At 68.6% G+C, this 20226-nt stretch carries 17 protein-coding genes and 3 tRNA genes; 19 read left to right on the top strand and 1 reads right to left on the bottom strand.

All coding sequences use genetic code 11. From position 1 onward, the window contains the following. Positions 1-22: 22 nt before the first annotated feature. Entirely contained in the window at positions 23-571 is a 549-nt protein-coding gene (locus tag ACQP1P_RS44365) for a NuoI/complex I 23 kDa subunit family protein (RefSeq protein ID WP_433090387.1), read from the bottom strand. Positions 572-628: 57 nt separating this feature from the next. On the opposite strand from ACQP1P_RS44365, the gene ACQP1P_RS44360 reads away from it, so the two are divergent. The 19 genes from ACQP1P_RS44360 to ACQP1P_RS44270 all read left to right on the top strand — a co-directional run bounded on the left by ACQP1P_RS44360 (position 629) and on the right by ACQP1P_RS44270 (position 20155). Next, on the top strand, positions 629-1102 hold the full coding sequence (locus tag ACQP1P_RS44360) for a hypothetical protein (protein WP_433080848.1): 474 nt from the start codon (positions 629-631) through the stop codon (positions 1100-1102). A 429-nt stretch (positions 1103-1531) separates the two neighbouring features. After that, complete coding sequence (locus ACQP1P_RS44355; RefSeq protein ID WP_433080846.1) at positions 1532-1744, top strand: hypothetical protein; 213 nt, start codon at positions 1532-1534, stop codon at positions 1742-1744. 67 nt (positions 1745-1811) lie between these two features. Next, on the top strand, positions 1812-4349 hold the full coding sequence (locus ACQP1P_RS44350; RefSeq protein WP_433080844.1) for a putative bifunctional diguanylate cyclase/phosphodiesterase: 2538 nt from the start codon (positions 1812-1814) through the stop codon (positions 4347-4349). A 397-nt stretch (positions 4350-4746) separates the two neighbouring features. Further along, positions 4747-4819: transfer RNA gene (locus ACQP1P_RS44345), tRNA-Thr, on the top strand. A gap of 32 nt (positions 4820-4851) precedes the next feature. Beyond that, positions 4852-4924: transfer RNA gene (locus tag ACQP1P_RS44340), tRNA-Met, on the top strand. Positions 4925-5034: 110 nt separating this feature from the next. After that, the gene (rpmG, locus tag ACQP1P_RS44335; RefSeq protein WP_259859830.1) at positions 5035-5202 is read left to right on the top strand and encodes a 50S ribosomal protein L33; all 168 of its coding nucleotides are present in this window, start codon (positions 5035-5037) and stop codon (positions 5200-5202) included. A 257-nt stretch (positions 5203-5459) separates the two neighbouring features. Next, on the top strand, positions 5460-5906 hold the full coding sequence (locus tag ACQP1P_RS44330; protein ID WP_433080842.1) for an FAS1-like dehydratase domain-containing protein: 447 nt from the start codon (positions 5460-5462) through the stop codon (positions 5904-5906). Positions 5907-5909: 3 nt separating this feature from the next. Then, positions 5910-6323 (top strand): MaoC family dehydratase, encoded by a 414-nt coding sequence (locus ACQP1P_RS44325; protein WP_433080840.1) that lies wholly within the window; start codon positions 5910-5912, stop codon positions 6321-6323. Between the two features lie 107 nt (positions 6324-6430). Beyond that, positions 6431-6503: transfer RNA gene (locus tag ACQP1P_RS44320), tRNA-Trp, on the top strand. 210 nt (positions 6504-6713) lie between these two features. Then, positions 6714-7199 carry a preprotein translocase subunit SecE gene (secE, locus tag ACQP1P_RS44315; RefSeq protein WP_433080838.1) on the top strand — a complete coding sequence of 162 codons (486 nt, stop codon included), beginning with the start codon at positions 6714-6716 and terminating at the stop codon, positions 7197-7199. A 156-nt stretch (positions 7200-7355) separates the two neighbouring features. Further along, positions 7356-7991 (top strand): transcription termination/antitermination protein NusG, encoded by a 636-nt coding sequence (gene nusG / locus ACQP1P_RS44310; RefSeq protein WP_433090385.1) that lies wholly within the window; start codon positions 7356-7358, stop codon positions 7989-7991. A gap of 278 nt (positions 7992-8269) precedes the next feature. Continuing rightward, positions 8270-8701 (top strand): 50S ribosomal protein L11, encoded by a 432-nt coding sequence (rplK, locus tag ACQP1P_RS44305; protein ID WP_350619877.1) that lies wholly within the window; start codon positions 8270-8272, stop codon positions 8699-8701. A gap of 80 nt (positions 8702-8781) precedes the next feature. Next, entirely contained in the window at positions 8782-9513 is a 732-nt protein-coding gene (gene rplA, locus ACQP1P_RS44300; RefSeq protein WP_433080836.1) for a 50S ribosomal protein L1, read from the top strand. Between the two features lie 60 nt (positions 9514-9573). Further along, positions 9574-10302: an ATP-binding cassette domain-containing protein gene (locus ACQP1P_RS44295; RefSeq protein ID WP_433080834.1), complete on the top strand. Its 729-nt coding sequence runs from the start codon at positions 9574-9576 to the stop codon at positions 10300-10302. After that, the gene (locus ACQP1P_RS44290) at positions 10299-10988 is read left to right on the top strand and encodes a hypothetical protein (RefSeq protein ID WP_433080832.1); all 690 of its coding nucleotides are present in this window, start codon (positions 10299-10301) and stop codon (positions 10986-10988) included. The genes ACQP1P_RS44295 and ACQP1P_RS44290 overlap by 4 nt, the downstream gene beginning before the upstream one ends. 241 nt (positions 10989-11229) lie before the next feature. Next, on the top strand, positions 11230-11778 hold the full coding sequence (gene rplJ / locus ACQP1P_RS44285; protein ID WP_433080830.1) for a 50S ribosomal protein L10: 549 nt from the start codon (positions 11230-11232) through the stop codon (positions 11776-11778). A gap of 45 nt (positions 11779-11823) precedes the next feature. Continuing rightward, positions 11824-12207 (top strand): 50S ribosomal protein L7/L12, encoded by a 384-nt coding sequence (rplL, locus tag ACQP1P_RS44280; RefSeq protein WP_433080828.1) that lies wholly within the window; start codon positions 11824-11826, stop codon positions 12205-12207. Between the two features lie 528 nt (positions 12208-12735). Further along, on the top strand, positions 12736-16161 hold the full coding sequence (locus tag ACQP1P_RS44275; RefSeq protein WP_433080826.1) for a DNA-directed RNA polymerase subunit beta: 3426 nt from the start codon (positions 12736-12738) through the stop codon (positions 16159-16161). A 106-nt stretch (positions 16162-16267) separates the two neighbouring features. Next, the gene (locus ACQP1P_RS44270) at positions 16268-20155 is read left to right on the top strand and encodes a DNA-directed RNA polymerase subunit beta' (protein WP_433080824.1); all 3888 of its coding nucleotides are present in this window, start codon (positions 16268-16270) and stop codon (positions 20153-20155) included. The last annotated feature ends 71 nt before the right edge of the window (positions 20156-20226 follow it).

Raw genomic sequence — 20226 nt, 5'->3', positions numbered from 1 at the left:
CACCCTGGGTTCGTGCGCAACCTCAGGATGCGTTCGAGTCGCGGGCGGCGCGCTTGGCGGCGGCCGTCTGCTCCTTGGCCGGCTCGCCCCGCGGATCGTGGGCGGGTGGCGCCGGCACGGTGGGCACCCACTCCTCGAGGCGCTCCTTCTCGTGCAGCAGGTCGCGGATGTCGTGCTCGGCGTACTCGAACTCCGGCGACCAGTGCAGCGCGTCGAACGGGCAGACCTCGACGCAGATCCCGCAGTACATGCAGAGGGAGAAGTCGATCGCGAACCGGTCGAGGACGTTGCGCTGGCGGGCCCGCGCGGCGCCGGGGACCAGAACCTCTTCCTTGTGCGAGTCGATGTAGATGCACCAGTCCGGGCACTCCCGCGCGCACAGCATGCACACGGTGCAGTTCTCCTCCTGCAGCGCGATCACGCCACGGGAGCGGGGCGGGAGGTCAGGCTCGACGTCCGGGTACTGCTGCGTGTGCGACCGCTTCGTCATCGTGCCGAGCGTGACGGCCAGCCCCTTGGCGAGGCCTTTTCCCGGGAACTCCACATTCGGAAGGTAACACCGGACCCGGATGGGTGGAGGCGCCCGACGACCCCCAAAAATGTCGTACACCTGTTCTAAGATGTCCCCATGAACGAGCGACGGTGGTGGAACGGCAGCTGGTCGCGGCTCACGCGCCGCGACGTCTACGTGCGCAACGCGGCCGACGGCCGGTGGGATGTGGAGCTGCGCCGGGGCGGGCCCGAGGGGCGCGTGCGGACCCGCGAGTTCGGCTCCGAGCGGGAGGCGATCGAGTGGATCGAGGCCACGGTCGTCGGCGCCGAGCCCAACTGGCGCGAGATCGCCCCGATCGGGTCCAAGGTAAAGAGGCGCGGCCGGCGCGGCGCGGTCCGGGTCGGGCCGGACGGTGACAGTGGCGGACGGGTCGCGCCCGGCGGTGGCGGCGGCGGGCGGGTCGCGCCGGACGGAGACAGCGGCGGGCGGATCGCGCCAGACGGAGACAGCGGCAGGCGGGTCGCGCGGGGCGGTGGCGGGCGGGTTGCGCCGGGCGGTGGTGGCGGGCGGGGAGCGCCGGACGGAGACAGCGGCGGGCGGGTCGCGTGAGGGGGTGCCGGGTCCGTCGGTGGCGGGGCGGATGGCGAGGTGGCCGGGCGCGGGTAAGGGCGACGTGCCGGACACGTCGGACTTGCGGCGACATGTGAAGTCGTTCGGATACTCACGATCAATGAGGCGGGCGGAAGAACGGGGGTCCGATTTGTGTGAGCTTGCAGAGACCGAACGGTCGGCGGCGGCGAACGAAGGATGTGGAGTTCGACGAAGGCCGACTCCCGGCGACGCCAAAACGTTGCCGACAAGCTGCGACGAGTGAACTGATATAGCCGGTTCGCCAACCCTGAAATCGGCCGAAAGGTCGATTCTTCCGCGCGGCCACGTCATCTTGGCCCGCGCTCTGTTGGTCCTGACGTGGCGTGTGGCACGATCGTGGGTAACCAAACCGGGCCACGTGTCACAGCGATCGCATGGGAGCAAGAGATGCGCGATAAGACGCTAGGCCGGTGGATTGTGCGGTTGGCGGTGACCGTCGGGGCCGGCTCGCTGGCGTTAGGGCTGTCCACCGTTGCGGCCCACGCTGACGAGTCCACTTACGCCCGATTCAGTGCTCATCCGACGACGTTGGTCGGCGCGGCGCGGCTGAGCCCGGCGCAGGAGCAAATCTTCGTCACCGAGGACTATAGCTGGGAGTGATCGGGTCGTCGCCATCGCAGCCGGCGACGGTCGATCATGGCCACTGCTGTGCGCGAATGGGGAACTGGTGCCCGCACCGAAGACGCCGATCAGGCGTGCTGACACTCACGCCTGGCTGATCACCGGTCCACTTCTGTTCCTCGGCATCCTGATGGCCCTGCCGGGGCTGCTCTCCGACCAGTCGTACCCGATCACGCACAACATCCAGTACGCGCCCGTGCTGCTGCTGTTCGCGATCGTGGCGACCCACACGCAGCTGAGGCTGGACGTGCGGCGGCAGGTGCTGGCGATCGGGATGAACGACGTCCCGATCCTGCTGGCACTGTGTTACCTCTCGCCGGTGCTGGTGATCGTCATCCGGATCATCGCCAGCCTCAGCTGGAACGTGCTCAAGCTGAGGCTGGGCCCGCACAAGGTCGCGTTCAACGCCGCCAGTCACTTCGCGGGCGTCGCCGCGGCCACGCTGGTCGTCGCCGAGCTGCACATCGGGGAGCCCCGCGAGCCGCGCACCTGGCTGGTGCTCGCGCTCGCCATCGTTGCGAGCAACATCATCAACCTCGCGGCGATCTCAGGCGTCATGGCGATCGTGCAGGGCATCGCGCACCTGCCGCAGTTCCTGCGCACGGCCCTGCCGGGGCACGCGGTGATGGGCGTCGGCATCGTGCTCGGCCTCGTGATGCTGCTGACGCTGCAGGCCAACCCGTGGGCGAGCCTGCTGCTGATCTTCATCGCGGTCGCGCTGGTGCTGGGCAACCGGGCCTACGCGCGGTTCCTGCGCCAGCACAAGAGCCTCATGGAGATGTACGGGCTGACCCGCGACATCGCCAGCACCAACCACGACGGCACCCTGCCCGACGTGCTGCTCGGCCGGGTCCGGGCGCTGCTCGTCGCCGACTCCGCGTCGCTCTGGCTCCCGCAGCACGGGCGGCACCAGGAGGTGCTGCTCTCCGCGCGCTTCGACTACCCGGGGCTGCTCGACGCCGCCCCGACGCCGGATCTCTTCCGCGAGCTCGCGATGCGCAGCGGGCGCACGATCGCGGTCGGCCCCCGCGTCGGCGACACCGAGCTGCGCGTGGCGCTGCAGGAGGCGTCGGTCAAGGACATCATCGTGGTCCCGCTGCGCTCCGGCGGCGTCACCATCGGCACGCTCGAGGTGGCCGGACGGCTCGGCGAGCGCACCGCGTTCGGCAAGGACGACGTGCAGCTGATCGAGACGCTCGCGGCGCACACCGGCGTCGCGGTCGAGAACAGCCGGCTCGTCGACCGGCTCCAGTTCGACGCCAACCACGACTCGCTCACCGGCCTGGCCAACCGCCGCCGGATGCTCGAGGCGCTCGGCGAGGCGATGACCGGCCGCGGCCCGCGCGAGGTCGTGGCCGTGCTGCTGTTCGACGTCGTCGCGCTGCGCCAGGTCAACGACTCGCTCGGGCACGCCGCCGGCGACAAGGTGCTCGCCGAGGTGGCCCGGCGCCTGCGGGCCCTCGCACCGCAGGGCGCGCTGGTGGCCCGGGTCGGCGACGACGAGTTCGCGATCGAGCTGCGCACGGCCAGCGCCGACGCGGCCGCGACCGTCGCGGACACGCTGCGCCAGGGCCTGCGCGATCCGATGGTGATCGACTCGCTGACGATCGACATCGACACGTACGTCGGGATCTCGATCTATCCCGAGCACGGCTCGGACCCCGAGGAGCTCGTGCAGCGGGCCCACGTGGCCACGCACGTCGCGAAGTCGCGGGGGATCGTGCAGGTCTTCAACGCCGGCCTGCAGTCCCGCGCGGTGCGGCGGGTCGGGCTCGCGGCCGACCTGCGCACGGCCCTCGCCGGTGGTGAGCTCGAGGTGTACTTCCAGCCGAAGGTCGCCCTCTCCGACCGCCGGCTCGTCGGCGTCGAGTGCCTGGCCCGCTGGGAACACCCCGTGCACGGCCAGGTCGCGCCGCCGGACTTCGTGGCCGTCGCCGAGCACACCGGCCAGCTCGGCCGGCTCAACGGCGTGGTCCTGCGCGAGGGCATCCGCCGCGCCCGCGAGTGGGCCGACGCCGGACGGCCGCTCGTCGTCGCCGTGAACCTCTCGGCCCGAACGCTGGGCGACTCGGACCTGCCGCTGCAGATCTCGGAGCTGCTCGACGAGCACGGCGTACCCGCGGACCGGCTGATCCTGGAGATCGCCGAGGACGAGGGCCTGCTCGTCGGCGGCCGCGCCCTGTCGACCCTCACCCGCCTGCGCGATCTCGGCGTGCGGCTCTCCGTCGACGACTTCGGCGCCGGCCGCTCGTCGTTCGCCGACCTCAGCCGCCTGCCGGTGCAGGAGGTCAAGATCGACCGTACGTTCGTGCAGGGCATGGCCACCTCGCCCAGCGACCTCGCCATCGTGCGCACGATCGTGGACATGGCCCGCAACTTCGAGCTCGACGTGGTCGCCGAAGGCGTGGAGAGCGAGCTGACGCTCGGGCTGCTCGAGGACATGCGCTGCGACATGGGCCAGGGCTTCCTGTTCAGCCGCCCGCTGCCCTACGAGCGCTTCGAGTCCTGGCTGCAGGTCCAGACCGCGGAGGACTCGGCCGAGGCCCCGGCGGGCGAGGTCCGCTGGCTGCGCGCCGTCCCGTAGCCGTAAGCGAAGGCCCGGGGCAGCCGAACGCGAGGACCCCCAGGACAGCCGTAAGCGAAGGCCCGGGGCAGCCGAACGCGAAGGCGCCCAGAACAGCCGAACGCGAAGGCGCCCACAGCCGGACGCGGAGGCCTAGGGCGGCCGGACGCGGAGGCGCGGGGTAGTCGGAGGCCGACGCACCGGGGTAGCAGAGGGCGAAAGCGGCTGAAGGTGAAGGCGCAGGGCGGGCCTCGAACGCCGCGCCGGAGCGCGCGAGAGAAGGCCGGGCGCACCGGGCTCAGGCACGCCGAAAAGGGCATCTGAGCTGCGCGAAGACCGAAAGTGGGTAAGTCGATTTCGTGCCCGGCCCGGGGCCGTGTACGCTTAGCGAGCGCGTGTGCGGGAACGTACGCGATGCGCCCCCTTAGCTCAGTCGGCAGAGCGTCTCCATGGTAAGGAGAAGGTCTACGGTTCGATTCCGTAAGGGGGCTCGAGACCGGGCTTGAGACATCGAGTCCGCCGCGGCGGTGTAGCTCAGATGGCAGAGCAAGCGGCTCATAATCGCTGTGTCGCCGGTTCAAGTCCGGCCACCGCTACAGAAGCACCACTGGGACGCCCGATTGGGCGTCCATCTGTGTGAGCCGCTATGATGGTTCGCTGGATCTGATTCCGCCCCACCTGAAGCTCTGAAGGAAGGCACTTCGCCATGGCCAAGGCGACCGACGTTCGTCCGAAGATCACGCTGGCGTGCACGGAGTGCAAAGAGCGGAACTACATCACGAAGAAGAACCGCCGCAACGACCCGGACCGAATCGAGCTGAAGAAGTTCTGCCCGCGCGATGGCAAGCACACCATCCACCGCGAGACCCGCTAGTCGCTGCCGCAACACGATCGTTCGATAGAGCCCCGGCCCCGATGGGACCGGGGCTCTATCGCGTTCCCGGGCGGTCGGAGTGGGAACGACCAGCCAGTGACCGGGGGCCGTTGGAGCCGTGGGAACGACCGGCCTGGAACCGGAGGCCGTTGGAGCCGTGGCGGGGGAGCAGTCGCAAGAAGCCGCGCGGGGGAGTCGCCGCAGGAACGACCGGCCTGCGACCGGAGCGCTTAGGCGTTACCGGTAAATTTCAGGTCATGCCGCTGGATCAGTCGTTCTTGGGCCGGGTGTACCCGCCGACCCCGCCCTACGAGGTAGGCCGGGAGAAGATCCGCGAGTTCGCGGACGCGGTCTTCGCCGTCGACCCCGTGCACCGCGACCTCGCCGAGGCACGCGCGAGGGGCTACAGCGACGTGATCGCCCCGCCGACGTTCGCCATCATCCTGAGCCAGAACGCCGGGCAGCAGCTCGTCGACGACCCCACGTTCGGCATGGACTACAGCCGGGTGGTGCACGGCGGCCAGACGTTCCGCTACGAGCGGCCGATCCAGGCCGGCGACCACCTCGTCACCGTCATGACGGTCGAGGAGATCAGCAGCCGGGCCGGCCACGCGTTCCTGACCACGCGGCACGAGGTGGCCACCGTCGAGGGCGAGGCCGTCGTGACGATCTGGACCCGGCTCGTGATTCGTGGGGAGGGCTGAACGATGCAGCCAGGCACCGAGTTCCCGGCCCAGACGTACCGGGTCACCAGGGCCACCCTGGTGCGCTACGCGGGCGCGTCCGGCGATTTCAACCCGATCCACTGGAGCGACCGCCAGGCGACCGCCGTGGGGCTGCCCGGCGTCATCGCGCACGGCATGCTGACCATGGGCCTGGCGGGCCAGGCGGTGGCGTGCTGGGTGGGCGGAACGGCCGCGATCGTGGAATTTTCCACCCGGTTCGCGAATCCCGTCGTCGTGCCCGACGACGACAAGGGCACCGAGGTGGTCATCAGCGGCGTGGTCAAGAAGATCCACGACGACGGCCTGGTGCAGATCGATGTGACCGCGACCTGCGAGGGAGACAAGGTCCTGGGAGCCGCAAAGGCACTCGTTCGGAACAACGACGACAACCGGTAGAGGGGGGTGGTTGGGATATCCCGCTTCCAACCCGTACACTGGTCCGCCGTGGGGTGAGCAACCCGACACGGTCCTGTCCGGACCTGTCGGAGCTGCCTTCCTCACGAAGGGGTGTGGCGCAATTGGTAGCGCAGCGGTCTCCAAAACCGCAGGTTGCAGGTTCGAGTCCTGTCGCCCCTGCGCCGAAGGCCTGACCTGGGTCTGGTGCGCCCGGCCGGAAGGCCGGGACGTCGACCACAGCGGTCACGGTTGGTCCGACCGCGTGCCACCGGCTTCTCGCCGGTGTCCCGCGAACCGAGCCGAACCGGTGGTCGACGGGTCCAAGGGCCCGGGTTCTCGCTGCCGGCCGACACGGACCGAGCACTCGCGAGATCACGGAAGAGGGCGAAAGTGGCCGAACGCAGGCGACGCGGGACCAACCCCGCCGACGATCGCCGTGAAGAGGAGCTCAGCGCCGAGGACGCCGCCATCGAGGAAGAGTTCGCCGACGAGCTGGACAGCCTCGACACCGCGGACGACGTCGATGACGAGATCGACGAGGACGATGACCTCGACGAGGAGACCGCGAGCAAGAACGGCCGGTCCAAGGACAAGTCCAAGGACGCCAAGTCGAAGGACCTCAAGACCAAGGACGGCAAAAAGGTCAAGGTCAAAGAGGGCAGCTCGAACAACATCTTCGCGCGGCTCATCAACTTCATCCGCGAGGTTGTCGCCGAGCTGCGTAAGGTTATCTGGCCGACCCGCAAGGAGCTGACCACCTACACCCTCGTCGTCGTGGTGTTCGTGATCATCATGCTGGCCATCGTCGGCGGCCTCGACTTCGGCTTCGCCAAGCTCGTCCTCTGGTCCTTCGGCAACGGCAACGCCGACCAGTAAGGGCACCGGCCGATCGGGCGGAACACCGCCGACGAAGGCCGGACCAGCACAGACGGCGACCCGAAGATCAGACAGACGGAAGTGAGCAGCGTGCAGGAATTCGACGAGACGCCCGGTACCGACGACGACGAGCAGCACGAGGAAACGTCGACGGTGATGACGGCCGACACCCCGCCGGTGACGACCGACGCCGAGGACCCCGTCGCCGAGCTGCGTGCCGCACTGCGCTTCGCGCCCGGTGACTGGTACGTCGTGCACTCCTACGCCGGCTACGAGAACAAGGTCAAGACGAATCTCGAGACCCGCATCACGAGCCTCGACATGGAAGAGTTCATCTACCAGGTCGAGGTCCCGACTCGTGAAGAGGTCGAGATCAAGAACGGCAAGCGCACCCAGGTGCAGAACAAGGTCTTCCCCGGCTACATCCTCGTCCGGATGGAGCTGACCCCGGAGTCGTACTCCTGCGTGCGCAACACGCCGGGCGTCACCGGCTTCGTCGGCGCGACCGACCGGGCCGACCGCCCGGCTCCGCTGTCGCTCGACGAGGTGCTCAAGTGGCTCGCCCCCGTCGTGCAGCAGGAGGGCGGGAAGAAGGCCGGCGGCAAGACCGAGGTCAAGGTCCTCGACTTCGAGGTCGGCGACTCCGTCACCGTCACCGACGGCGCCTTCGCCTCGCTCCAGGCGACCATCAGCGAGATCAACGCCGACCAGCAGAAGCTCAAGGTGCTGGTCTCGATCTTCGGTCGCGAGACCCCGGTCGAGCTCAACTTCAACCAGGTCACGAAGATCTGAGCGGTGACCCGGCCGGAGGCTAGGTCACCGGGATTTGAGCGGTGACCCGGCCGGAGGCTAGGTCACCGGGATTTGAGCGGTGACCCGGCCGGAGGCCAGGTCACGACGATCTGAGTACGACCTGGCCCGAGGCCAGGTCAAAGATCGAATTCGCCTGCGGTACGCTTGAGCGTCCGGCCTCAGTTGCCGGGCGCTCAGTCGTGCGTAGAGACCGCCGGTAAGGCGAACTCGAGGAACAGCACGAAACCGAATTCCAGCCCAGGAAGACGAAAGCAGCCATGCCTCCGAAGAAGAAGCTCGTCAAGACCTTCACGCTTCAGTTGCCGGGCGGCCAGGCCACCCCGGCGCCGCCGGTCGGCCCCGCCCTCGGTCAGCACGGCGTGAACATCATGGAGTTCGTCAAGGCGTACAACGCCCAGACGGAGTCCATGCGCGGTGACATCATCCCGGCGCAGATCAGCGTCTACGAGGACCGCACGTTCACCTTCATCCTCAAGACGCCGCCGGCCGCGCGCCTGCTGCTCAAGGCCGCCGGTGTGCCCAAGGGCTCCGGCGTCCCGCAGAAGGACAAGGTCGGCTCGATCACCAAGGCTCAGCTCCGCGAGGTCGCCGAGAAGAAGATGGCCGACCTGAACGCGAACGACATCGAGATGGCCGAGCGGATCATCGCCGGCACCGCCCGCTCCATGGGCATCGTCGTCAAGGACTGACGCTCCGCACCGCACCGAACCGCACAAGTGGGAGGGCGCCCGAGGGCGTCCGCACTGAGACCACAGGAGAACTCAGCGACATGTCGCAGCACGGCAAGAACTACCGCAAGGTCGTCGACCTCGTCGACCGCAACGCGCTCTACAGCCCGATGGCCGCCGTCAAGCTCGCGAAGCAGACGACGACCGTGAAGTTCGACCCCACCGTCGAGGTGGCCATGCGCCTGGGCGTCGACCCGCGCAAGGCCGACCAGATGGTCCGGGGCACGGTCAACCTGCCGCACGGCACCGGCAAGACCGCCCGCGTCATCGTCTTCGCGCAGGGCCCCAAGGCCGCCGAGGCCGAGGCCGCCGGCGCGGACGCGGTCGGCACCGACGAGCTGGTCGCCCGCATTCAGGAGGGCTGGCTGGACTTCGACGCGGCGATCGCCACGCCCGACCAGATGGCCAAGATCGGCCGGATCGCGCGGATCCTGGGCCCGCGCGGCCTGATGCCGAACCCGAAGACGGGCACGGTGACCATGGACGTCACCAAGGCGGTCAACGAGATCAAGGGTGGCAAGATCACCTACCGGGTGGACAAGCACTCGAACCTGCACCTCATCATCGGCAAGGCGAGCTTCAGCGAGCAGCAGCTCGTGGAGAACTACGCGGCCGTGCTCGAGGAGGTCAACCGGGCGAAGCCCTCGGCGGCCAAGGGCAAGTACCTGCGGAAGATCTTCCTCACCACCACCATGGGCCCGGGCATCCCGGTCGACCCGAACAAGACGCGCAACCTCCTCGAGGACGACAGCGTCGTCACCGCCGCGGAGTAGTCAGCAGACTCCCAGCCGAGCGGGACATCCGGGACAGCGTGCCTGTGGCACGCTGTCCCGGTGCGTTTGCAGGACGTGTGGTTTCGATACAGCCGCCGCGCACCCTGGACCCTGCGCGGGGTCGACCTGACCCTGGAGCCCGGGGAGACCGCGATCGTGGCCGGCCCGAACGGATCCGGGAAGTCCACGCTCCTGCAGCTGGCGGCCGGTGTACTGCGGCCGGGGCGGGGCCTGGTCACGCAGCGGCCCCCGGTCGTCGGCTGGGTGCCCGAGCGCTTCCCGGCGGATCAGCCGTTCACGGCGCGCGCCTACCTGCGGCACATGGCGGCCATTCACGGCCTGGACGCCGCCGAGGACATCGGGCGGTGGGCGCGCCGGCTGAACTTCGAGCACTTTCTCGACGTCCGGCTCAACCGGCTCTCGAAGGGCTCGGCGCAGAAGGTCGGCCTGGTCCAGGCGCTCCTGCGCCCGCCCGGGCTCCTGGTGCTCGACGAGCCGTGGGAGGGCCTCGACGCGCAGACCCGCGAGCAGGTGCCCGCGATCGTCGCCGAGGTCGTCGGTCGCGGCGGGTCCGTGCTGGTCAGCGACCACCTGGGGGAGGTCGCACGGCTGCCCGGCTCGCGCCGCTGGCACGTCCGCGACGGTGAGGTGCACGCGGGCGAGCGGCCGGCGCGCAGGACGGTGATCGAGCTGGCGGTCGACGCGTCGGAGGTGGGGGACGCGGTCTCGCGATTGCGCTCGGCCGGTTTCGAAGTGATGGCGGTACGCGATGAGGTGCCCCTGTCATGACCGCCCTGATCCGCATGCGGCTGACCGGGTTCGTCCAGACGGGCCGGGCCGCCGCGCCGCTGCTCGCCGCGCTCGTGGTGCTCTCCGTCCTCTACGGCGGCGGGCAGGCCCAGGCCGGTGAGGCCTACGGCGTCTCCGCGGCCGTGCTGTTCGTGGTGCTCGCCTGGCAGACCAAGGTGCTGCTCGACGTCGAGCCGGACGTGCAGCGCCGCCTCGGCCGGGTCGCGGTCGGCGGCACCGCGCGGGAGATCGCCGCCGGGCTGGCCGCCGCCCTCCTCGCCGGGCTGCCCCTGATCCTCGTCGCGATGGTCCTGCCCTGGGTCGTCAACGGCGTGACGACACCGGGCCCGGGCGACCCGTCGCTGGCCACCGGCATCGCGCTGGGCCTGTGGGCGCACCTGCTGCTCCTGCTGCCGGCCGTGACGCTCGGCGCGCTGGCCAGCCGCGCGGTGACCGTGCAGGCGGCGCGGGGGCTGACCGTGCTCGTGGCCGGCATCGTGTTCACGATCGTCTTCGGCCTCAAGAGCTTCCCGGTGCCCTGGATCGCCCCGCCGGTGATGGCCGCGGCCCGTGACACCGTCGGCGGCGCCCACCTGCCCACGCTCACGGTCACCACCCTGTGGGGCGTCGCGTGGACCGCGATATCTGTGATCATTTACGGCCGCATGCGGCTCGACCGCGCCTGATTTGGAGAAACGTCGAACCGTCGCGTACCTTGATAGCGCAAACCCGAAGACCGCTGGTCATGTCCGCGTGAGCGGACATCGAAGGCCCCGCCGCAATGCGGGCGACCCGCGCAGGGCCGCGAACATGGTGTGAATGCCGGCGCCGCAACGTGCCGTCCTCCGCTCCGAGCGCCCCTGCGCCCGGGGCGTTTTTCATTGCTGGGGCCAGTGACTGGCACCGAAGCAACGAGAGAGGAGGGACATGGCGGACAAGCCGGTTCGAGACGACAAGGCCACGGCTGTCGCGGAGCTCACCGAGCAGTTCCGGGGCTCCTCGGCCACCGTGCTGACCGAGTACCGCGGCCTCACCGTGGCGCAGCTCAAGACCCTGCGCCGCAGCCTGGGTCGCGAGACCACGTACGCCGTCGCGAAGAACACGCTCGCGAAGCGTGCCGCGACGGACGCGGGCATCAGCGGGCTCGACGATTTGTTCTCCGGTCCTACCGCGCTCGCCTTCGTCGGCGGCGACCCGGTGGAGGCGGCCAAGAGCCTCCGCGAGTTCGCGAAGGCCAACCCGATGCTCGTCATCAAGGGTGGCGTCTTCGAGGGCAAGGCCATCAGCGCGGACGAGGTCCGTCGCCTGGCCGACCTGGAGTCCCGTGAGGTGCTGCTGGCGAAGCTGGCCGGCGCCATGAAGGGCAACCTGAGCAAGGCGGCGGCGCTGTTCCAGGCTCCGCTGTCGAAGGCGGCCCGCACCGCCCAGGCTCTGGTGGACAAGCGCGCGCAGGAAGCCGGTGGCGCGGCCGAATAAGTCCGGCCCGCCCCGATACCCAAACTTTTGAGAGGAAACGCCACCATGGCGAAGCTGAGCACCGACGAACTCCTCGACGCGTTCAAGGAGATGACGCTGATCGAGCTCTCCGAGTTCGTGAAGCAGTTCGAAGAGGTCTTCGAGGTCACCGCGGCCGCCCCGGTCGCCGTTGCCGCCGCCGCCGGCCCGGCCGCCGCGGCCGCCGAGGTCGAGGAGAAGACCGAGTTCGACGTCATCCTCGAGGGTGACGGCGGCAAGAAGATCCAGGTCATCAAGGTCGTGCGCGAGCTGACCGGCCTGGGCCTCAAGGAGGCCAAGGACCTCGTCGAGGCCGCGCCGAAGGCCGTCCTCGAGAAGGCCAACAAGGAGAACGCCGACAAGGCCAAGGCCAAGCTCGAGGCCGAGGGCGCCAAGGTTACCCTCAAGTAACTCAGCGTCGACGCAAGGACGGCCGCCGGACTCCGGCGGCCGTCTTTTTTCGTCAGCGACTTGTAAGGACCCCAAGATCTAGTGGGCCGACCACAACACTTAGTGGTCGGGGTGCGAGATATCTGTCACGAAGCCCCGACGCGCGTGGGAACCCTTGACGCGGTGACCGGCGGCCAGGCACGCTAATCAGGCACTGCCTTCCGCGGACGCGGTGGGCCGGGCGGACCGACTAGATGTGCCCCGATCCTTCTTGGGTCCGGTTCAGCGCGCATCACCAGGGAACCGCAGGCCACGACCGTCGCGAGCGGCCCGGCCGGTGGAGAAACGATCTTCGCAAAAGGTCGTTGGAAACATCGTGCACGATGCCGCTGGACAGCGGTGAGCCTCTCGGCTACACTGCTAGTTTGCGCTGTCTTCTGACTTCACCTTCGGCGTGAGGTGCCTCTTCGTGGGCTCCTCCACATCGGAGGTTGTCAGGCTGCACGCGAAACGGCCTGTCTGCAACACCGGTCCTCGGAAGGACGCATCTTGGCAGCTTCCCGCCCTGCGAAGACCAGTTCGAGCGCTTACGCTCCCCGCCGGGTCTCCTTCGGCAGGATCACCGAACACCTAGAGGTTCCCAACCTCCTTGCCATCCAAACCGACTCGTTCGACTGGCTGGTTGGCAACGAGAATTGGCAGAGCCGCTCGGCCGGTGATCAGCACGCCCGTTCCGGGCTCGCGGAGATCCTCGATGAGATCAGTCCTATTGAGGACTTCTCCGGCACGATGTCACTGTCGTTCTCCGCGCCCCGCTTCGACGAGGTCAAGGCCCCGATCGAGGAGTGCAAGGAGAAGGACCTCACCTACTGCGCCCCGCTGTTCGTGACCGCGGAGTTCACCAACCACACCACTGGCGAGATCAAGAGCCAGACGGTGTTCATGGGTGACTTCCCGATGATGACGCCCAAGGGCACCTTCATCATCAACGGCACCGAGCGCGTCGTGGTGAGCCAGCTCGTCCGCTCCCCGGGCGTGTACTTCGACAAGCAGCCGGACAAGACCTCCGACCGCGACCTCACCAGCGTCAAGGTCATCCCGAGCCGGGGTGCCTGGCTTGAGTTCGACATCGACAAGCGCGACACCGTCGGTGTCCGCATCGACCGCAAGCGTCGGCAGGCGGTCTCCGTCCTGCTCAAGGCCATCGGCTGGTCCGCCGAGCGCATCCGTGAGAAGTTCGGCTGGTCCGAGCTCATGATGACCACGCTCGAGAAGGACCACATCGCCGGCCAGGACGAGGCGCTGCTGGACATCTACCGCAAGCTGCGGCCGGGTGAGCCGCCGACGCGGGAGAACGCGCAGAACCTCCTCGACAACCTGTTCTTCAACCCGAAGCGGTACGACGTCGCCAAGGTTGGCCGATACAAGTTCAACAAGAAGCTCGAACTGGACGTGCCGATCAACCAGGGCGTCCTGACCGAAGAGGACATCGTCGCCACGGTCGAGTACCTCTGCCGCCTGCACACGGGCGAAGAGGGCTACGAGGCCGACGACATCGACCACTTCGGCAACCGTCGCCTGCGCACGGTCGGCGAGCTCATCCAGAACCAGGTCCGCGTGGGCCTGTCCCGGATGGAGCGCGTCGTCCGCGAGCGCATGACGACCCAGGACGTCGAGGCGATCACGCCGCAGACCCTGATCAACATCCGCCCCGTCGTGGCGGCGATCAAGGAGTTCTTCGGCACCTCCCAGCTGTCGCAGTTCATGGACCAGACCAACCCGCTGGCGGGCCTGACCCACCGGCGCCGGCTGAGCGCGCTCGGCCCGGGTGGTCTGTCCCGCGAGCGGGCCGGCTTCGAGGTCCGTGACGTGCACCCGTCCCACTACGGCCGCATGTGCCCGATCGAGACCCCTGAGGGTCCCAACATCGGCCTCATCGGCGCGCTCTCGACGTTCGCGCGGGTCAACCCGTTCGGCTTCGTCGAGACGCCCTACCGCAAGGTCGTCGACGGCCGGGTGACCGACCAGATCGACTACCTGACCGCGGACGAAGAGGACCGGTTCGTCAAGGCCCAGGCCAACGCCCCGCTCAAGAGCGACGGCAACTTCGCCGAGGACCGCATCCTGGTTCGCCGGAAGGGCGGTGAGGTCGACAACGTCCCCGCCGACCAGGTGGACTACATGGACGTGTCGCCGCGGCAGATGACCTCGGTCGCGACCGCGATGATCCCGTTCCTCGAGCACGACGACGCCAACCGGGCACTGATGGGCGCGAACATGCAGCGCCAGGCCGTGCCGCTGGTCAAGGCGGAGTCGCCGCTGGTCGGCACCGGCATGGAGTACCGTGCCGCCGTCGACGCCGGCGACGTGGTCGTGGCCGAGGTCGGCGGGGTCGTCGAGGACATGTGCGCCGACTACGTCACGATCCACCAGGACGACGGCCACCGTCGCACCTACCTGCTGCACAAGTTCCGCCGCTCCAACTCCGGCTCCTGCGTCAACCAGAAGCCGGTGATCTTCGAGGGCGACCGGGTCGAGGCGGGGCAGGTCATCGCCGACGGCCCGTGCACCGACGAGGGCGAGATGGCACTCGGGCGCAACCTGCTCGTGGCCTTCATGCCCTGGGAGGGTCACAACTACGAAGACGCGATCATCCTGTCCCAGAAGCTGGTGCAGAACGACGTCCTCACCTCGATCCACATCGAGGAGCACGAGGTCGACGCGCGCGACACCAAGCTGGGGCCGGAGGAGATCACCCGCGACATCCCGAACGTCAGCGAGGAGATGCTCGCCGACCTCGACGAGCGGGGGATCATCCGGATCGGCGCCGAGGTCGTCACCGGCGACATCCTCGTCGGCAAGGTCACGCCCAAGGGTGAGACCGAGCTGACCCCCGAGGAGCGGCTGCTGCGCGCGATCTTCGGCGAGAAGGCCCGCGAGGTGCGCGACACCAGCCTCAAGGTGCCGCACGGCGAGACCGGCACGGTCATCGGTGTGCGGACGTTCAGCCGCGAGGACGGCGACGAGCTGTCCCCGGGCGTGAACGAGCTGGTGCGCGTCTACGTGGCCCAGAAGCGGAAGATCCAGGACGGCGACAAGCTCGCCGGCCGTCACGGCAACAAGGGTGTCATCTCCAAGATCCTGCCGGTCGAGGACATGCCGTTCCTCGAGGACGGGACCCCGGTCGACATCGTGCTCAACCCGCTCGGCGTGCCGAGCCGTATGAACATCGGCCAGGTATTGGAGACCCACCTCGGGTGGGTGGCCAAGACCGGTTGGAAGATCGACGGCGACGAGCACGAGTGGCAGCGCGCCCTGAAGGCCATCAACGCGGGGGAGTCCGAGCCGGACACCAACGTGGCGACCCCGGTCTTCGACGGCGCCAAGGAGGAGGAGATCGCCGGCCTGCTGAGCAGCACGCTGCCCAACCGGGACGGCAACCAGCTCATCGGGGCCAGTGGCAAGGCGCGGCTGTTCGACGGCCGCTCCGGCGAGCCGCTCCCGGACCCGATCGCGGTTGGCTACATCTACATCCTGAAGCTCAACCACCTGGTCGACGACAAGATCCACGCTCGCTCCACCGGCCCCTACTCCATGATCACGCAGCAGCCGCTGGGTGGTAAGGCGCAGTTCGGTGGCCAGCGCTTCGGTGAGATGGAGTGCTGGGCGATGCAGGCCTACGGCGCGGCCTACGCGCTGCAGGAGCTGCTGACGATCAAGTCCGACGACGTCCTCGGGCGCGTCAAGGTCTACGAGGCGATCGTCAAGGGCGAGAACATCCCGGAACCGGGCATCCCGGAGTCCTTCAAGGTGCTCCTCAAGGAGCTGCAGTCGCTGTGCCTGAACGTCGAGGTGCTCTCCAGCGACGGCGTGGCCCTCGAGATGCGCGAGACGGACGACGAGGTGTTCCGCGCGGCCGAGGAGTTGGGCATCGACCTCTCGCGGCGCGAGCCGAGCAGCGTCGAGGAAGTCTGATATCGCGGGCGGCGCTCCTGCGGGGGCGCCGCCTCGCCGGCCCGTCGAGGACCGGCACGCGACCTAGCAATTACCCGAGCAACTGAATCGTGAGGACATAGACGAAGTGCTCGACGTCAACTACTTCGACGAGCTCCGCATCGGCCTGGCCACGGCCGACGACATCCGCCAGTGGTCGCACGGCGAGGTCAAGAAGCCCGAGACCATCAACTACCGCACCCTGAAGCCGGAAAAGGACGGGCTCTTCTGCGAGAAGATCTTCGGTCCGACCCGGGACTGGGAGTGCTACTGCGGTAAGTACAAGCGGGTCCGCTTCAAGGGCATCATCTGCGAGCGCTGCGGCGTCGAGGTGACCCGGGCGAAGGTCCGCCGTGAGCGCATGGGCCACATCGAGCTCGCCGCGCCGGTCACGCACATCTGGTACTTCAAGGGTGTGCCCAGCCGCCTCGGCTACCTGCTCGACCTGGCGCCGAAGGACCTCGAGAAGATCATCTACTTCGCGTCGTACGTGATCACCAGCGTCGACAAGGAGGCTCGCCACCGCGACCTCGCCACCCTCGAGAACGAGGTGTCGGCCGAGAAGCGGCAGGCGGAGAACGCGCGCGACTCCGAGATCGAGAAGCGGGCCGCCAAGCTGGAGCAGGACCTGGCCGAGCTCGAGGCCGAGGGTGCGAAGGCCGACGTGCGCCGCAAGGTCAAGGAGGCCGGCGAGCGCGAGATGCGGCAGATCCGTGACCGCGCGCAGCGCGAGATCGACCGCCTCGACGAGGTCATGGACACGTTCCGCAAGCTGGAGCGCAAGAACCTCATCACCGACGAGCTGCTCTACCGCGAGCTGCGCGACCGGTTCGGTGAGTACTTCAACGGCGCCATGGGCGCCGAGGCGATCAAGGCCCTGCTCGAGAACCTGGACCTCGAGGAGGAGGCCGAGCTGCTGCGCGAGACCATCCGCAGCGGCAAGGGCCAGCGCAAGATCCGGGCGCTCAAGCGCCTCAAGGTCGTCGCCGCGTTCCTCAACACCGCGAACTCGCCGCTGGGCATGGTGCTGGACTGCGTCCCGGTCATCCCGCCGGACCTGCGCCCGATGGTGCAGCTCGACGGTGGCCGCTTCGCCACCAGCGACCTCAACGACCTGTACCGCCGGGTCATCAACCGCAACAACCGGCTCAAGCGCCTGATCGACCTGGGTGCCCCGGAGATCATCGTCAACAACGAGAAGCGGATGCTGCAGGAGGCCGTCGACGCGCTGTTCGACAACGGCCGCCGCGGTCGTCCCGTCACCGGCCCGGGCAACCGGCCGCTGAAGTCGCTGTCCGACATGCTCAAGGGCAAGCAGGGCCGGTTCCGGCAGAACCTGCTCGGCAAGCGCGTCGACTACTCCGGCCGTTCGGTCATCGTCGTCGGCCCGCAGCTCAAGCTGCACCAGTGCGGCCTGCCGAAGCAGATGGCCCTGGAGCTGTTCAAGCCGTTCGTGATGAAGCGCCTGGTGGATCTCAACCACGCGCAGAACATCAAGTCGGCCAAGCGCATGGTCGAGCGTCAGCGCCCGGTCGTGTGGGACGTGCTGGAGGAGGTCATCGCGGAGCACCCGGTGCTGCTCAACCGCGCGCCGACCCTGCACCGTCTCGGCATCCAGGCCTTCGAGCCGCAGCTGGTCGAGGGCAAGGCGATCCAGATCCACCCGCTCGTCTGCACCGCCTTCAACGCCGACTTCGACGGCGACCAGATGGCCGTGCACGTGCCGCTGTCCGCGGAGGCGCAGGCCGAGGCCCGCATCCTCATGCTGTCCAGCAACAACATCCTCAAGCCGGCCGACGGCAAGCCGGTCACCATGCCTACCCAGGACATGGTCATCGGCCTGTACCACCTCACGCACATCCAGAAGAACCTGCTCGGCGAGGGGCGCACGTTCAGCTCCGACGCCGAGGCGCGGATGGCGTTCGACAACGGCGAGCTGCACCTGCAGGCGCCCGTCAAGATCCGGCTCCGGGAGCTCATCGGTGTCGACAACGGCGCCGGTGCCGAGCCGTGGGAGGCGCCGGAGGGCTGGCAGCCGGGCGACACGGTCACGATCGAGACCACGCTCGGGCGCGTGCTGTTCAACGAGGCGCTCCCGGTCGGGTACCGCTTCGTGAACTACGAGATCCGCAAGGGTCAGCTGTCGGCGATCGTCAACGACCTCGCCGAGCGCTTCCCGAAGGTCTCCCTCGCGGCGGCCCTGGACGCGCTGAAGCTGGCCGGCTTCCACTGGGCCACCTGGTCCGGCGTCACCATCGGCATGGAGGACGTCATCCAGCCGCCTCGTAAGCGCGAGATCCTCGAGCGCTACGAGAAGGAGGCCGAGCGGATCGACAAGCAGTACCAGCGTGGTCTCATGACCGCCGAGGAGCGCCGCGGCGAGCTCATCGAGATCTGGACCAAGGCGACCGGCGAGGTGGCCAAGGAGATGGAGAGCGCGCTGCCGCGCGAGAACCCGCTGTGGAAGATGATCAACTCGGGTGCCCGCGGTAACCTCCTCCAGCTCCGCCAGATCGCCGCGATCCGTGGCCTGGTGGCCAACCCGAAGGGCGAGATCATCCCGCGGCCGATCAAGGCCAGCTACCGGGAGGGTCTGTCCGTGCTGGAGTACTTCATCTCCACGCACGGTGCCCGCAAGGGTCTGGCCGACACCGCGCTGCGGACCGCCGACTCGGGTTACCTGACCCGTCGTCTGGTCGACGTCTCGCAGGACGTCATCATCCGCGAGGAGGACTGCGGCACCGACCGCGCCATCCCGATGGCGGTCGGCGAGCTGGTCGACGGCGTGCTGCGCATCCACCAGCACGCGGAGACCGGTGTGCACGCGCGCACCCTCGCCGACGACGTGCGGGACAAGGACGGCCGGATGGTCGCCGAGCGGGGCACGGACATCAACTCGATGGTCGTGGACCTGCTGGTCGCGGCCGGCACCGAGAACGTCCGGGTCCGCAGCGTGCTCACCTGCGAGTCGAAGCTGGGCGTCTGCGGCGCCTGCTACGGCCGGTCGCTGCCCACGGGCAAGACGGTCGACGTCGGCGAGGCGGTCGGCATCATCGCCGCCCAGTCCATCGGTGAGCCGGGCACGCAGCTGACGATGCGTACCTTCCACACCGGTGGTGTCGCGGGTGAGGACATCACCCAGGGTCTGCCGCGTGTCACGGAGATCTTCGAGGCCCGCGTGCCGAAGGGTAAGGCGCCCATCGCCGACACCCCCGGCCGCGTGCGCATCGAGGACGGCGAGCGGATGCGGAAGATCATCATCGTGCCGGACGACGGCAGCGACGAGATCGTCCACGACAAGCTCAGCCGCCGCGTCAAGCTGCGCATCCAGGACGGCGAGCACGTCGAGGTCGGCGAGAAGCTGACCGAGGGCACGATCGACCCGCACGAGCTGCTGCGCATCATGGGTCCCCGGGCGGTGCAGGTGCACCTGACGTCCGAGGTCCAGGAGGTGTACCGCTCGCAGGGTGTGCTCATCCACGACAAGCACATCGAGATCATCATTCGCCAGATGCTCAAGCGGGTGACGGTCATCGACTCCGGCTCGACCGAGTTCCTGCCGGGCGTGCTCGTCGACCGCGCGATGTTCGAGGCGGAGAACCGCCGCGTCGTCGCCGAGGGCGGTGAGCCGGCCGCGGGTCGTCCGGTGCTCATGGGTATCACCAAGGCGTCGCTGGCGACGGAGTCGTGGCTGTCCGCGGCCTCGTTCCAGGAGACGACCCGGGTGCTGACCGATGCCGCGATCCACGCGCGCAGCGACTCGCTGATCGGTCTGAAGGAGAACGTCATCATCGGTAAGCTCATCCCGGCCGGTACGGGCATCAGCAAGTACCGCAGCATCCGGGTCGAGCCGACCGAGGAGGCGAAGGCGAAGGTCTACTCGATGACGGGCTACCCGGAGGCCGACTACGGCTTCGGGCCCGCGAGCGGACAGGCCGTCCCGCTGGACGACTTCGACCTGGGCTCCTTCCGCTAGGCTCCTTCCGCGGGGCTGAGCAAAGCGATCTGAACGGCGCAGGGGCGGGGACCTTCAGGGGTCTCCGCCCC

The sequence above is a fragment of the Dactylosporangium sp. CA-052675 genome, from assembly GCF_050947935.1.
Classification (GTDB): Bacteria; Actinomycetota; Actinomycetes; order Mycobacteriales; family Micromonosporaceae; genus Dactylosporangium.
Note: the sequence above shows the minus strand (reverse complement) of the source record. Positions and strands in the feature narration are given on the sequence as shown.